The following is a 14,842-nucleotide window of genomic DNA, read 5'->3' as shown; positions in this document are numbered from 1 at the left end:
TTACAGGATTGTTAGAATGATTAAATTAACCGCTAATAAGGCAAAACATGACATGGCATAAAAAGGTTTTAGCGAGTTAATTGTATTTGCGTATGAGCTGTCATTAATTTCTCTGGCTACAAATAAACTTAATCCAAAGGGAGGGGTGAACATACCGATAGCACCAGTAATGGCCATAATTACGCCGATTGCAACGAGTGAGACATCAAGACTCTTACTGATGGCAACAATAATGCCACTCAAAATAACGGCAAGAGAAGTAATGTCAATGAACATTCCTAGTACCAAAAACATCACATTAAGTAATAGCAATGGAATAATCAGGTTATTAAAACCAGCAAATAGTGAAGAAACGATGCTTAATACATTACTTTCCGCTATTAACCAGCCTAATAAGCTGGCGGCAGCCATGATGATCATAATCTGACTGCATGTCAATGCGGATTGTACTGCAATCGAAAAGACGGATTTTGGTGACAAATCTTTATAGACTAAGCAGCCTAAAAAGAGGCCATAAGCGATGATAATTACCCCAGCTTCTGTGGGGCTGGTTAATCCGGTCGAAATACCTACAATGACAATGATAGGCAGTAATAGCGATGGTGCAGATACTCTCGCTTGTTGACCTAACTCTCTGAATGAGCCCCAGTTACTTCTAGAGTATCCCTGAACGTAAGCATAAATCGCGGTACAGACCATAAATAGGCCTCCAAAAATAAACCCCCCTAGCGCTCCGTACTTGAACAACTCTTGCACTGAGGCTCCTGTTACTACGCCATATACGATAAGAAATATACTGGGAGGAATAACAATGCCTAGTGAGCCCGTACTAATAATTAACCCTAAAGTGAAGTTCTTACTGTATCCGTTATCGATCATTGATTGGGTTGAAAGCCGCCCGACAGTTAATACAGTTGCAGGTGCGGAACCGCTAATTAATGAAAAGAACATGGAACTTAAAATGGTTGAAATTGCCATTCCGCCATGAAAGTGACCAAATACTTTCTTCATAAATGCGATGATTTTTTCACCAACACATGATGATGAAATAATATTGCCAGCAAAAATATAAAGTGGAATTGCGAGTAATGAGTACTTATCAATACCGCTGTACAGCTTTTGTGTGATGATTTCTGGGTATATATCGCCTCGAAAAACCAAATAGGTTAGTGATGAAAATAATATAGAAGAAAAAATAGGCATTCCTATTATTATCAGCAGAAGCAATGTGCAAACAAGTAAAATTATCAACATATTAAAGGCTTACTTTTTTGAAGATGGATTTCGTAACATCGCAAAAAAAACGACGGGAATAATAATATAGTTAATCCAAGTAGGAAGGTTGGTTGTCGGGGAAGTTTGAGCAAAAGGTATTACAATGTTTAAAAATGAGATGGAAATTACCCCTATAGATAGTAGTGTTATTAGCGTCAGTGTATGAGTGATTCTTTTTAAAACTGGAAATCTATCTTCAAGTAATGTGATGTTAATATGTTTTCGACGATAAGTAAGTTCTACTGCGCCTATGTAGACCATCCATATCATTAATATTCTCGCCAATTCGTATGACCAATTTAATGAAACGTTAAATAAGCTACGTAGTAACACTTCTGAAATCAATAATAAGCTGATCGACAACATTAGTGAACCTAAGGTGATGTGGATGAATCTTGATGTGTTCATTTTGTTAACCCGCGAATTTTATCTATTATGACTTGAATATTTTCTTCTGCTTTCACTTGAACAAATCTTGACCTTAAATCTTGGTTGAAATCTGAGGATACTACTTGGGTTTTTCCTGATTTCAATATTTCTTTCAGATAGTTTTTCTCTAGTTGCGATGAAGCTTCTCGTTGTTTATCTCTGGCAATATTTTCAGCAGTACGTATAAGCTGCTTTTCATTATTATTTAGTTCGTTGAACCATCGTGATGAAGCAATAAAGGCGTAGCCTAGATAGCCATGATTACTGAGTAGAAGCTCATTTTGAACTTCATAAATACGGGTTATAGCGATTGAAACAATAGGGTTTTCTTGGCATTTGGCTAACCCGTGTTGAAGGGCCACGTAAATCTCACTGAAGGATATAGCTAAAGGTAGTGCTCCTGCTGCTAAATATTGTCGCTTAAGGACGTCGCTTGCCATAATTCTAACTGGAACGCCTTTTAAAGGAGATTCATTTCTTTGTTCATGCTGGCTGAATACGTCGTTGCAAGTAATTTGTTTGAATCCTGACTCCCAAAAGCCAAGGCCAGTAATACCTTCACTTTGCATGTCATTTAATAGTTCATGACCAATTTCACCGTCTAATACTTTATAAACACTTGGTCTATCGTTAAACAAATACGGATAATCTAGCGCTTTTAATGAAGGGCTAAAATTAGCCAGTTTCGATGTTGGTATAACAGCGAGTTGAATAATGCCAACTTGTAATAGTTCCGTTGAGTATTGGTCATCTCCTAGCGTGTTAGCAGGGTAAATTTGAACGAGCATTTCACCCTTACTTAATTTTTCTACTTCACGCTGGAAGATTACGGCGCCTTTGTGCAGTGCGCTATCTATCGCCATGTCATGATGAAAGCGAATAATAGTTTTTGCATAAGCAACATTAGAGTATGAAATAAGTGGAAGATAGACAACAAGAAATAATCTTATGACAAAGAATCTAAATTTCATTATATGATCTCTTAACAATTTGGGATGATTATAGCATTTGAAATATTGATTTGTGTGACGGGTGACTATTTTGAAATATAAAATAAACTTAAGGTGATATCTTGATTTTCTCTTTTTAATCATGGGCTTAAAATGGGTTTATGTGTATTGGTTTATATTTTTTAAGGGTGGCTCGATGATCGTTTTAAATTTTCTAACAATGGTTGTTTAGTGATATTTATCTCTTCTAATCACTATTTTATTAGGTGTAAATAAAAATAGATTTCGTCAAAATAAAATAGGAAATTTCATGAGTGAAAATACAATTGATAAATCAGCAATAAAAAAAGTAGGTATACCAACGTGGTGGGTTACTGTCGGTATGTTCTGGTTAGGCTGGGTTTTTATGTACGCCGACCGAACTATTTTAAATCCTGTAATGGGAGATATTCAAAATGAGTTTTTATTGAGTAATACGGAACTAGGGTTAATTAACTCTGCTTTTTTCTTTGTTTACGCAGCCATGCAAGTGCCATCAGGTATTTTAGGCGACAAAATCGGTAAGAAGAAAGTTTTAGTTCCGGGCTTTATCTTTTTTGGCGTTTTTACCGCGGTTACTGGATGGGCCAAATCATTTACTGCGCTTCTGTTCGCTCGTGGCGCAACTGGAGCCGGTGAAGGTACCTATTATGGTCCGCAATACGGTTTGTCTAGTGAGCAAATTCCAGAAGAAAAGCGTTCGTTTGGTACAGCAATAATAAACTCAGGTATGGCTGTAGGTACCGCTGGCGGTTTTATGGTTGCAAGCTGGCTTGTTTACGATCTTGGATTTACATGGCGCATGCCTTTTTACGTAATGGCGGTTCCAACGATTGTTGTGGGCATACTTATTTGGTTTTTTGTAAAAGAGAAGAAAAAGAGCGTTGATTCAAGCGAGCAGGTCGAGAAAACCAGCTTTTTGGAGTTGATTAAAGACAAAAACCTATTGCGAGTTTATGTAACGGTGTTTTGTTCTCTGTTTGGCTTTTTTGTCATTCTTACTTGGCTTCCTTATTACCTTCAATCTGAGCGCGGCATTGAAGGCAGTGAAATTGGCTTTATTTCTTCACTTGTAGCTTGGGTCTCAATTCCAGGTGCACTTCTTTGGTCCACCATCTCAGACAGAATTGGAAAACGAAAAGTAGTGGCGATTCCTCTCTTAATTGCCGCAATTGTTAGTGTTTCTTGCATCGCGTACTTGCCAACCATGCCAATGGTAATTGGTGCTATTTGTATATATGGACTTGTTGGCAAGCTAGCGTTGGACCCTATTTTAGTTGCCTCTGTAGCCGATAGTGTAAAACCTTCGCAATACTCGTCCGCTTTCGGGTTATTTAACTTTATCGGTATGAGCTCATCCATTATTGCTCCAACCCTTGCCGGATTTATGACTGATGCAACTGGAAGCCTTGCTTCAAGTTTTTATCTATCAGCAGTGCTTTTAATTATCGGCCTGATTTCATTTGCCGGTATTAAAGAGAAAAAAGCGTAATAGGTGGAGTTCGATTCCATAGAAACACACTCGATTGAGGTTAAAAATGATAACTGCGTTTATTAAGTCAAGTTGTTTTCAAGATTCAGTAAGCTTGATGATTATTTCTAAAAAACTCTCTGGTATGCCTTCGGTCAACCAAGTTTCCGTAATGATGGGGACGCCAGCGAATAAAGATTTGTTTCAAACAACCGGTTTATGGCATGAGATGTTTGAAACTGCGACTCCTAATGATATTTGTATCTCCATAGATACTGATGTCGATTCTGATGATGTACGTGACGAAGTGTCCGCAAATTTAGAAGAAGAGCTGGCCAACATTGCAAATGGTTCTAAGGGAAAAACGTTGCCTACCGTTCGTAGTTGGGCACGAGCTGAAAAAGTACTTCCTGATGCAAATTTGGCTTTGATTTCTGTTGCTGGCGAATACGCTACTGAAACGGCTTATAAGGCGTTAGACCGTGGCCTGAATGTCATGTTGTTTTCAGACAATGTGCCTATTGCGCAAGAAAAAGCGTTGAAAGAGGATGCTCGGAAAAAAGGGTTGCTTGTTATGGGGCCTGATTGCGGTACAGCTAGTATTTCCGGCGTTCCGTTAGCTTTTGCAAATAAGATGCCTAAGGGAAGTATTGGCATTGTGGGTGCTTCCGGCACTGGTATTCAGGAGCTCTGCTCTCAAATTGCATTGCTTGGTGGTGGCATTACTCATGCATTAGGACTTGGAGGAAGAGATCTTTCCGAGGAGATTGGCGGAATAAGCGCTAAGGCTGCTCTGGATATATTAGACAACGATAACGATACAAAAGTGATCGCTTTCGTATCTAAACCTCCAGCTGCTAATGTTCGAAAAGCGATAATTGAAAAAATGCAGACATTGAGTAAGCCTGTTGTTGCATTGTTCCTTGGTGATAAATCTGAGATGAAAGCAATAGGGAACGTACAACTTCCTTATACATTGGATGAAGCGGCAAAAACAACCAGCGAGCTTGCTGACGCGCTTAGTGTTTTATCGAACTTAGGTGAAGAGTCGCTTCAAGGTGGAAAGATCCGAGGGCTATATACCGGCGGTACGTTGGCTGCAGAAGCAGGGATGTTAGTGGCCGAAAAATTTGCTTTGCAAGTGTCGGTGGAGCATAAAAATGGAGAGATGCTTAATGACCAAGGCCATATGATTATTGACCTTGGCGATGATGCTTACACCGTCGGTCGTCCTCATCCAATGATTGACCCTTCGACACGATCAGATCAAATTCTCGCATTAGTTGATCAGGATTTTAGCGTTCTGCTTGTTGATGTGGTGCTAGGTTTTGGCGGACATATTGATCCGGCTGGTGCTGTGGTAGACGCGGTAAATGAACTGCGTGAACAACGCAATAAACCGTTCGCCGTTGTCGCGACAGTCACAGGGACAGCGCAAGATCCCCAAGACCGATTACAACAAATACAAATGCTAGAGGATGCACAAATTAAAGTGGCTGATTCAGTATCTGAGGCCGTTAACTTCTGCTCGATTTTGATGTCGTGTAAGTTACCTCAAGAGTCGGACGACACTCCACATTACTTACTAACACAACCCAAGATTATCAATATTGGTCTAGCCAGTTTTGCCGAAGATCTGCTGACTTGTAATGCAACTGCGATTCATTACCGTTGGTCTCCGGTCGCGGGTGGTAATCAACATCTTGCTGAACTATTGAAAAAATTGTCTTAATTTAGGTGGAATAAAAATGAAATACGATATTAATGAATCAAACAACAATGTAATAGCTAAAATTAAGGCGGCAAGACCTTTTTGGATTGGAGTTAAACCTGCTGCGGATGTGATTCCAGAGCTCGCGGGAAAACGCACACTGCTTCATGCTGGTCCACCTATTGTGTGGAAAGATATGACGGGACCAATGAAAGGGGCTTGTATTGGCGCCTGTTTGTATGAAGGTTGGGCACAGAGTGAAAAAGAAGCGGAAGATATTTTAAGTGCTGGCGAAATTGAATTTCTTCCTTGCCATCATGCTAATACGGTTGGTCCTATGGGGGGAATCACCTCTCCAACTATGCCTGTTATCATTGTTAAAAATACAGAACATGGTAATACAGCGTATTGCAATCTAAATGAAGGCATCGGTAAAGTAATGCGTTTTGGGGCATATGGTCCAGACGTTCAGGAACGCCTTGTCTGGATGCGAGATGAGTTCGCACCGATGTTAAATGAAGCTATCGAAAATATTGAAGGAGGCATAGATCTTACCGCAATTATGGCTCAGTCCATTACTATGGGAGATGAGTTTCACCAGCGTAATATCGCAGCATCAGCACTATTAGCAAAAAAATTAGCGCCTTATATTGCTAGTCAAGACAAAGAGATGCCGAAAATAACAAAAGTACTTGAATTTCTTAGTGTCACAGATCAGTTCTTTTTGAACTTGACGATGGCGTATTGCAAGTCGGTGATGGATGCTGCGGCTTCCATTGGCGAAGGCTCTATTGTTACTGCTTTAACTCGTAATGGTAAAGACTTCGGTATTCGAGTTAGTGGATTAGGTGATCGTTGGTTCACTGCACCAGTGAATACACCTCAAGGGTTGTTTTTCACTGGCTATACCCAAGATGATGCAAACGCAGATATTGGCGATAGCGCAATCACTGAAGCTTTTGGTGTTGGTGGTGCAGCGATGATTGCGGCTCCAGGGGTTACTCGATTTGTAGGCGCTGGAGGCTTTGATGCTGCCCTAGAAACATCGGATGAAATGAGTGAAATTTACTTGGACAATAATGACATGCTTCAAATCCCAACATGGAATTTTAAAGGAGCGTGTTTGGGACTTGATATTCGTCGTGTCGTTGAAACAGGCATCACGCCACTTATCAATACTGGCATTGCCCATAAAGATCCTGGCATTGGTCAAGTTGGTGCAGGAACTGTTCGTGCTCCACTTGGATGTTTTGAATCAGCACTAGAAGCGCTTGCTGAAAAAATCGAAGCCTAATTAAAAATAGGAAGGCAGTAACATTTGTTACTGCCTAATAAAGATAGATATGATTACATTAATATCTAAAGCGATTTCTTCGAGTTTAATATTGAACGGCAGATATAGGTTACTAAGTAGTCACAATAATGCTGTTAATTTTGTTAATAATGAAAATGACTTGTTCTCACTTCATCCAAATGTGAGTTTAATGACTCCGTTTGGAATCGTGTTAGGAAGCAATGATTACAATTTTGTTAGAACATTGCTTTTAACGGAAACTGAAATAGATATCGTAGATAATAGTCTGATTATTTCTTCAGGTGCTAGAATACTATTGTCAGAAAGAAAAGTATTATTAAAGATTAATGTTGGAAATGCACACTATGATGTGAACTCATTACTCGATTCTTCTAAGAGCATTGAAAATGGATTTGGCTACTCAAATCATATAACAATGCGGGATAGCTTAGAGCCAATAGATACATTAATAAACTTCTTGAAACAACCAAGTGACAGTACAGCACGAAATATTGCTAATAACATTGGAAGCGGTATAGGGTTGACTCCAAGTTTTGATGATGCCTTAGTTGGAGTTCTAGCGATTATTTATCAATTAGGTTTTGAGGGGCGATATATTGACCTTCTTTCTAAAGAGTTTGATAAGCTGGACCTTAATAAACAAACAACCACTATTAGTAAAAGTTTTATAGAAGAAGCAATTAAAGGCAATGTGTCATTTTCTTTATATCGATTAATTTTATCTTTAAATAAAGATAGAAAAACAACAGAAGCTGAAATAAATAGTTTTATTAAACATGGTCACACTTCAGGTATTGATACATTACTTGGGATCTGTTTAGCATTTAAATATATTTAATGAGAGATTAAAAATGAAACAAACAATTGTTATTGCCTTAGGTGGCAATGCGCTGCTACGTCGTGGACAAATACCATCTTATGAGAACCAACTAGAAAGTGTAAAAGTGGCCGCGTCATCCATCGCTAAATTAAGTGAAGATTATAGTGTGGCTATTGTTCATGGTAACGGACCTCAAGTGGGTTTATTGTGCCAGCAGAACGATTCGTATGAGGCTGTACCTTCTTATCCACTCAGTTGTCTGGTTGCGGAAACACAGGGCATGATAGCAACTATGTTGGTACAAGAACTACGTAAATTGGTAACTAAAGACATCACTTCTATTCTCACGCATGTAGAGGTGAATCCGAATGATCCTGCATTTGAAGAACCCACAAAATATATTGGACAGGTGTATAGTTTAGAGCAGGCGAATGAACTTGCTGAAAAGTATAACTGGACAGTTCGACGAGACGGGGAATTTTATCGTAGGGTGGTTGGTTCGCCTGAGCCACTAAAAGTGTATGAAAGTAAAGCTATTAAACAAGCGTTAGAAAATGACAATATTGTTATATGTGGAGGCGGTGGAGGCATACCTTTCGCAACACAAAATAAGCATACAAATAATATTGACTGCGTTATTGATAAAGACGCCACGGCATCATTACTTTCTCGAGAAATTAATGCGGACTATTTTTTAATTTTGACTGATGGTGATGGAGTATATTTAAACTGGGGTAAGTCAGATCAGGAAAAATTAGATGTGGTTTCAACAGAAAATCTTAAGAAACATGACTTTGATAAAGGTTCCATGCAGCCAAAAGTTGATGCCATTATTAATTACGTGGAAAACGTTCAGTTAGGCACTGGGGTTGTGGCAGATCTTAATTTGGCATTAGAGTCAATAAGTGGCTTAGCTGGCACAAAGATAATAGCATAGTCGTATAAATTAAAGAGTAATTAGAAAAATATAATAGTACATATCAAAGAGGAGATTTATTGATATGAGAGAAGAAATTATTAAAGTTTCAAGAAATACAGAAGATGCACCTATTAGCTATATATCAACACAGACAGTTGCTTTTTCTCATTATAATAATATTTCAGCTCAACTTCCGATTGACATAAAAACTGGTGAAATTATTTCTGGAGGAATTAAAGAGCAGGCAAAACAATGTTTAGAGCATATTAAGGCCATAGTTGAAAGCATCGGTCACGTTCTCGATGATGTCATTAAAATCAACGTGTTTGTAAAAAATATTGCCGACAAAGAGATGATCGATCAAGTCTATAAAATGTACTTTCAACACCATCTACCAACCCGAAATATTGTTGAAGTGGCGGCTTTGCCTATGGTGGGTGCACTAGTACAAATAGATGCTCTTATTTCAAATGGTGAAGGCACTGCGCCGCAAAGCCCATGTGCATTGAGAAAAGTGGTGAACAATACAGAAAATGCGCCAATCAGCCCTGCTTCGACACAAACGATCGCATTTTCTCATTACAACAACCTTTCGGCTCAGTTGCCTTTAGATCCTTCAACGGGTTCGTTGGTCGCTGGTGGCGTGAAAGAGCAGGCATATCAATGCCTAAGAAATATTAAGAATATTTTAGAAAGCATCAGTGTTCCCATTGACGATATTGTCAAAATTAATATTTTCCTTAAGAACATTTCTGATATTGATATGGTAAATGAGGTTTACTCAACCTTCTTCCCTGAATCGGCTATCGCTAGATCTGTAAATTATGTCCCCGCACGTACTGTATTTTCCGCTTCTGCATTACCTTTGGGCGCATTGATTCAAGTTGAGGCAGTGGTATCACATGGGGAAGGGACGCCTCCGCAAGAATCTGAAGACAGACATGGGATAGTGATTAGAGCAAATAGTACCGATCAGGCGCCAGTAAATACCCTACAAACTCAATCAGTTGCTTTCTCTCACTATAATCATATTGCAGGTCAATTGCCTATCGATCCAAAAACGAATCAAATCGTTTCTGGTGGCATCGAGATCCAAGCAAAACAGTGTCTAGAAAATATCCAGTCCATTATTCAAAACGTTGGTCATGTAATGGATGATATCGTTAAAGTGACTATTCAACTTAAAGAGATCAGTGATATTGAACGGGTTAATGAGGTTTACTCGACTTTCTTCAAAGGAAAATACCCTGCAAGGACGGTGATCGGCGTGTGCGAAGTACCGATGGATGCTGCGATACAAATTGATGCTGTCGTTTCTAACGGTGAAGGCACTCCGCCACAATTAGGATAAGTGAGTAGTTAGCGTGAAATAGCCGGACATGGATGGCCAAGGATATTGGCAATTAGAATTAGGTTCAGCAATAGCAAACAATACACACCCAGTTATTAAGGGTGTGTATTGTTGTATAAAGAGCCTCTCTAACTAGTTTGCAATGCAGCTCTTCTTAAGTGAATTACATTACCGACTATGTTGGGGATTGATTTGCCATTATTAACCAAAAATAACGGTGTAGAGGTAACCTGCGCTAATGGCCATACCAAGAATGACAACTAGGAAGGCGGCGATCATTTGATTTTTAAAGATAGATTTAAGCAAGATAACTTCAGTAAGACTCGCTCCAGCACTACCAATAATTAACGCCATTACCGACCCTAACGCCATCCCTTTTGAAACCAATGCCGCACTAAGTGGAATCACTGCTTCTGCGCGAATGTATAGAGGAATACCGATAACCGCTGCAATTGGCACTGCAAACCAGTTGCCGTTGCCCGCGTACTTAGCAACAAGATCCGTTGGCATGAAACCGTAAATAACGGAGCCAAGGGTAATACCTAACATTAAATAAGGCAGAACTTGTTTAAAGTCTTTCCACGTTGCACGCCAAATACGTAACCAACGATTATCAGCCACTGGCGCGATGACAGCGGTACTGTCACAACAAGACGCTGATGCCATCGCAGGTGTTGGTTCGCTGTTACAGCAAGAGGTCGACGCCATAACTGGTTCTGGTTTAGAGCTACAGCTAGACGCAGTGGCCGGTTTTGCGGTTGAACCACAACTAGACGATGAATCTGATGTCGATGCGCCGCAACCGGACGTGGCGTTCGCGACTTCGTACGCTTCAGGTTTTACGTATTTCTCGAAGCCGAGCTTTTCTAACGCATAGCCAGCAGATACCGAGACAATCATCGCCATAGCAAAATAGAATGCCGCGACTTTGATGCCGAAAGTGATGACAAACAAGCCAATAATAACAGGGTTAAGTAAAGGGCTTGAGAACAAAAAGACCATCATTGGACCAAAACCAGCTCTTGCTCTTAGCAAACCTTTAAGGAAAGGTATTGTTGAACATGAACAGAATGGTGTGATGGAGCCTAACAGTGCGGAGATTATATATCCCTTACCATTGCGTGAGCTAAGTATGGATTGAATTTTCTCCGGGGTAATAAACTCTTGCAGCACACCAACAAGGTAGCTGATTGCCAAGAATAGAATGATAAGTTCGGTTGCTAAAAACGCGAACATATCCAGCGTTTCTTTAGCCATTGTGATGAATTCGGGACTCATGTTGTTTTCCTATATCGATACTTCTAAATATGTGGAAATAATAGTCGCTGTAATTTTAAAGTCAATAATTATTTCCATAAAAGTCGAAATATAATTTTTTGTTTTGGCTAGATAGTTTGGTTTTTGAATCGAAAAGGCGTATTCGTGACCTTATAGCGGTTAGATCGATTACTTAAAATATGACTTTAACTTCTCTCTTAACCAGATGCTTGCGGGGCTTTTTTTATCACGGTTATGAACCATTAAACGATGATTAATCGCGGTGGTTGTGAACGGCATAGACAGTACTTGAATTTCCATCTTATCTGCAAACATATCGGCAATGCTTTTGGTCATAGTGCCTATGCAATCACTGGTTGAGACCATCGACATTTGTGAAACCAATGAGGTGCATTCAGCGGCTACGGCTCTCTCTTTTAGGTTTTCAGTTGTAAAGTAGTCCGCGAGATAGACCTGCTCTCGGCGGAGCTTCAGAGTGATGTGTTTTTCATGATAAAACTGATCTTCAGATAGCGTTCTGCAAATCCTTGGGTGTCCTTTCCTAGCAATAATACACATCTCATCAATAAACAGATCTTCTGTAAAAAAAGAGTTAGAAGAGTAGTTAGAGAATTCAATGGCTAAATCGGCTCGGCGTTGATGGAGATCGTTGATCAATTGTTCTTCGTTCGAGCGGGTTGGGTGCAACTCGATAGTGACTTTTCCTAGCTCGTTATCGGCCTCAATCTTTGGTAATAGCATTAACATAATCGGTTCAGAGGTATACACCCTAAATCGATGTGGATAATCGGTATTAAACCCGTCTAGATTTTCTAACGCGTTGTTAATTTGCTCTAAAGCTGGTTCAACCTGACGGATCAGTTCTTGCGCGTGACGAGTTGGGGCGATGCCTCGGCCAGAGCGAATAAACAGCTGACTCCCCACTTGTTGCTGTAAGCGCTTTAACAGTCCGCTCACTCCAGGTTGGGTCATCTCCATCTCTTCTGCGGCAAGCGTGATCGATTGGTGACGATAAACCGTTGAGAATACTTTGAGAAGATTTAGATCTATTTTATCTATCATGCTTTAACTCATAACAAAATGTGATGTCTTAAATGTAGTTTCATTTATATATCATTATGTGTCAATTGGCTAAATTAGCGCTATACCAATTAAGATACAAAGAGGCTCAGCATGAAAACGAATTTTGCACCTTCACTACTTTCTTTAGCAGTTGTCATGTCATTTAGCGCAGCGGCGAACGACTACGCGTCAATCGACACTTATGAGGGAAAACCAGCAACAGCACATACTGCAAAGACAAATACGCAACTGTCTAAACAACTGCCTTGGCAAGATACCTCCGCATTTGATAGAACAAGCCATGGCTTGATTGCTGAGTTTGGTACTCATGAAGCGGGTGAGCTAAAAAATCGTTTCGAATATATGACCGAGATGTCAGTAGAAGACTTGCCTGCTACCGTTAACCCATCGATCTGGCGCCAAGGCATGCTTAACTACGCCGCTGGTGGTTTGTATCAAGTAACGGATGGGGTGTACCAAATTCGTGGGGCTGACATTTCTAACATGACAATCTATCGCACCGATAATGGCTATGTAATTCATGACCCTCTGTTATCCAAAGAGGCGGCACAAGCTTCGTGGGCGTTTGCCAAAGAGCATTTACCCGCTATCAATGGCGAGCACAAAATTACCGGTATGATTTACTCACACATGCATGCGGATCATTTTGGAGGATCTCGCGGTATCTTTGAGTCGGGAGACTTCGATGCAGAGGCTAAAATTTATGCACCAAAAGACTTCATAAAAGAACTGGCAGATGAGAATGTGATTGCCGGTGCTGCCATGGGACGTCGCGCTAATTACCAGTACGGCACTACGCTTGATAACAATACCAAGGGAATCGTTGATAATGCATTAGGTTTAGGTACCTCCCGCGGTAAGGTTACGTTGGTGGCACCAACAGATGAAATTCAACAGCGTGAAAAAGTGATCACCATTGATGGATTGGATTTCCATGCGATTAACATGCCTGGTGCTGAAGCGCCTGCCGAGATTGTCCTTTATGTGCCTGAGTATCGTTCATTGAATACGGCGGAGTTGACCTACGATGGTATGCATAATATCTATACTTTCCGTGGAGCCAAAGTGCGTGACGCATTAGTTTGGACTAAGTACCTCACAGAATTAAAACTGCGCTTTGTTGACAGTGGCTTGGTCGACAATATTCATGCTGCTCATTCGGCTCCAGTTTGGAATGATGCAGAGACTGACGTGAATGAAATCTCGCAGTATATGACGCTACAACGTGATAATTACGGCTTTATCCATAATCAGGCAATGCGTTTAGCGAATCATGGTGTAACGATTAATGATGTAGGAAGAGAGATCGAGAAGATTATCCCTCAGTCTCAGCTAGATACATGGCACACCAACGGTTATCACGGCTCATACAGCCACAATGCCCGTGCGGTAGTTAATTTATACCTTGGATATCATGATATGAATCCGGTAAACACCAACCCACTGCAAACCATTGATAAATCATGTGTATACGTCAATGCGGCCGGGGAAGATACGCTGTTTAATGCCGGCCAATCTCACTTTAAACAGGGAGAGTATCAGCAGGCCTCACAGCTATTTAACGATTTAGTGCAGTGTCAGCCAAGCAACATTGAATACCGCTTTGCTTTAGCCGACAGCTTTGAGCAGCAAGGCTACCAGTCAGAGACAATGGCATGGAGAAATAGCTACTTACAAGGTGCGGCGGAGCTCAGAACTGGTGAGATACAGCCGTCAATTAAACTGGCATCAGCGGACGTGATTGCCAACACACCAACGGGGATGTTTTTAGATTTTGTTGCGGTTAGTTTAAATGCGACTAAGGCAGAGCAAGCGGGTCTTAACTTTAATTTTGCGGTTAACCACCCAGATGTTGAGGAGCTCTATTATGGTGAAGTGTCGAATGCCAATATGGCCAATATCCAAGTTGAACAGCTACCAAGCGTAGACTTTGAACTGATTATCAACAAAACAGACTTCACTAAAGTGGTATTGGGAGAGACGACACTGGAAGCGTTATTTGAGTCAGGGCAAGCAAGCGTAAAAGGTGAGAGTGAGTTACTTGGGCAACTGGCTGCCACATTGGATGAGTTTGATGGTTTATTTGAAATTTTACCGATGCCAAGCAAATAACATAATAAGTTTAACTGTTAATTTATAATTAACTAAACCGCTCTAGATATTCGCTAGAGCGGTTTTTTGTTTAGAACTAGGCCACTTTC

At 40.4% G+C, this 14,842-nt stretch carries 11 protein-coding genes; 7 read left to right on the top strand and 4 right to left on the bottom strand.

Going from position 1 to position 14,842, the window contains the following annotated elements:
* Together F0227_RS04110 and F0227_RS04100 are read right to left on the bottom strand one after the other, a co-directional pair.
* Nucleotides 1-1,254 carry a TRAP transporter large permease subunit gene (locus F0227_RS04110; RefSeq protein WP_301338348.1) on the bottom strand — a complete coding sequence of 418 codons (1,254 nt, stop codon included), beginning with the start codon at nt 1,252-1,254 and terminating at the stop codon, nt 1-3.
* 425 nt (nt 1,255-1,679) lie between these two features.
* Nucleotides 1,680-2,675, bottom strand: a complete 996-nt coding sequence (locus F0227_RS04100) for a TRAP transporter substrate-binding protein (protein WP_171751894.1) — start codon at nt 2,673-2,675, stop codon at nt 1,680-1,682.
* Nucleotides 2,676-2,964: 289 nt separating this feature from the next.
* Here F0227_RS04100 and F0227_RS04095 point away from each other — a divergent pair, with 289 nt between their 5' ends.
* The 6 genes from F0227_RS04095 (at nt 2,965) to F0227_RS04070 (ending at nt 10,280) form a co-directional block, all read left to right on the top strand.
* Nucleotides 2,965-4,185, top strand: a complete 1,221-nt coding sequence (locus tag F0227_RS04095; RefSeq protein ID WP_171751893.1) for an MFS transporter — start codon at nt 2,965-2,967, stop codon at nt 4,183-4,185.
* A gap of 46 nt (nt 4,186-4,231) precedes the next feature.
* The gene (fdrA, locus tag F0227_RS04090; RefSeq protein ID WP_171751892.1) at nt 4,232-5,896 is read left to right on the top strand and encodes an acyl-CoA synthetase FdrA; all 1,665 of its coding nucleotides are present in this window, start codon (nt 4,232-4,234) and stop codon (nt 5,894-5,896) included.
* A gap of 16 nt (nt 5,897-5,912) precedes the next feature.
* A complete protein-coding gene (locus tag F0227_RS04085) occupies nt 5,913-7,169 on the top strand; it encodes a DUF1116 domain-containing protein (protein ID WP_171751891.1) in 1,257 nt (418 codons plus the stop codon).
* Between the two features lie 49 nt (nt 7,170-7,218).
* Nucleotides 7,219-8,028: a DUF2877 domain-containing protein gene (locus F0227_RS04080; protein WP_171751890.1), complete on the top strand. Its 810-nt coding sequence runs from the start codon at nt 7,219-7,221 to the stop codon at nt 8,026-8,028.
* Nucleotides 8,029-8,041: 13 nt separating this feature from the next.
* Nucleotides 8,042-8,947 (top strand): carbamate kinase, encoded by a 906-nt coding sequence (locus tag F0227_RS04075; protein WP_171751889.1) that lies wholly within the window; start codon nt 8,042-8,044, stop codon nt 8,945-8,947.
* A gap of 64 nt (nt 8,948-9,011) precedes the next feature.
* Nucleotides 9,012-10,280 (top strand): Rid family hydrolase, encoded by a 1,269-nt coding sequence (locus F0227_RS04070; protein WP_171751888.1) that lies wholly within the window; start codon nt 9,012-9,014, stop codon nt 10,278-10,280.
* A gap of 201 nt (nt 10,281-10,481) precedes the next feature.
* Here the strand turns inward: F0227_RS04070 and F0227_RS04065 are convergent, their stop codons facing one another.
* Both F0227_RS04065 and F0227_RS04060 read right to left on the bottom strand, forming a co-directional pair.
* The gene (locus tag F0227_RS04065; protein WP_171751887.1) at nt 10,482-11,558 is read right to left on the bottom strand and encodes a permease; all 1,077 of its coding nucleotides are present in this window, start codon (nt 11,556-11,558) and stop codon (nt 10,482-10,484) included.
* Between the two features lie 168 nt (nt 11,559-11,726).
* Complete coding sequence (locus tag F0227_RS04060; protein WP_171751886.1) at nt 11,727-12,620, bottom strand: LysR family transcriptional regulator; 894 nt, start codon at nt 12,618-12,620, stop codon at nt 11,727-11,729.
* A gap of 111 nt (nt 12,621-12,731) precedes the next feature.
* On the opposite strand from F0227_RS04060, the gene F0227_RS04055 reads away from it, so the two are divergent.
* Nucleotides 12,732-14,753 (top strand): alkyl sulfatase dimerization domain-containing protein, encoded by a 2,022-nt coding sequence (locus tag F0227_RS04055; protein ID WP_171751885.1) that lies wholly within the window; start codon nt 12,732-12,734, stop codon nt 14,751-14,753.
* Nucleotides 14,754-14,842: the final 89 nt, after the last annotated feature.

Source organism: Vibrio sp. 99-8-1, assembly GCF_013114595.1.
GTDB lineage: Bacteria > Pseudomonadota > Gammaproteobacteria > Enterobacterales > Vibrionaceae > Vibrio.
Note: the sequence above shows the minus strand (reverse complement) of the source record. Positions and strands in the feature narration are given on the sequence as shown.

Excerpts from the sequence above, each read along its gene's own strand:
- F0227_RS04110 (WP_301338348.1), bottom strand. The coding sequence starts at position 1,254 with ATGTTGATAATTTTACTTGTTTGCACATTGCTTCTGCTGATAATAATA.
- F0227_RS04100 (WP_171751894.1), bottom strand. The coding sequence starts at position 2,675 with ATGAAATTTAGATTCTTTGTCATAAGATTATTTCTTGTTGTCTATCTT.
- F0227_RS04095 (WP_171751893.1), top strand. The coding sequence starts at position 2,965 with ATGAGTGAAAATACAATTGATAAATCAGCAATAAAAAAAGTAGGTATA.
- fdrA (WP_171751892.1), top strand. The coding sequence starts at position 4,232 with ATGATAACTGCGTTTATTAAGTCAAGTTGTTTTCAAGATTCAGTAAGC.
- F0227_RS04085 (WP_171751891.1), top strand. The coding sequence starts at position 5,913 with ATGAAATACGATATTAATGAATCAAACAACAATGTAATAGCTAAAATT.
- F0227_RS04080 (WP_171751890.1), top strand. The coding sequence starts at position 7,219 with ATGATTACATTAATATCTAAAGCGATTTCTTCGAGTTTAATATTGAAC.
- F0227_RS04075 (WP_171751889.1), top strand. The coding sequence starts at position 8,042 with ATGAAACAAACAATTGTTATTGCCTTAGGTGGCAATGCGCTGCTACGT.
- F0227_RS04070 (WP_171751888.1), top strand. The coding sequence starts at position 9,012 with ATGAGAGAAGAAATTATTAAAGTTTCAAGAAATACAGAAGATGCACCT.
- F0227_RS04065 (WP_171751887.1), bottom strand. The coding sequence starts at position 11,558 with ATGAGTCCCGAATTCATCACAATGGCTAAAGAAACGCTGGATATGTTC.
- F0227_RS04060 (WP_171751886.1), bottom strand. The coding sequence starts at position 12,620 with ATGATAGATAAAATAGATCTAAATCTTCTCAAAGTATTCTCAACGGTT.
- F0227_RS04055 (WP_171751885.1), top strand. The coding sequence starts at position 12,732 with ATGAAAACGAATTTTGCACCTTCACTACTTTCTTTAGCAGTTGTCATG.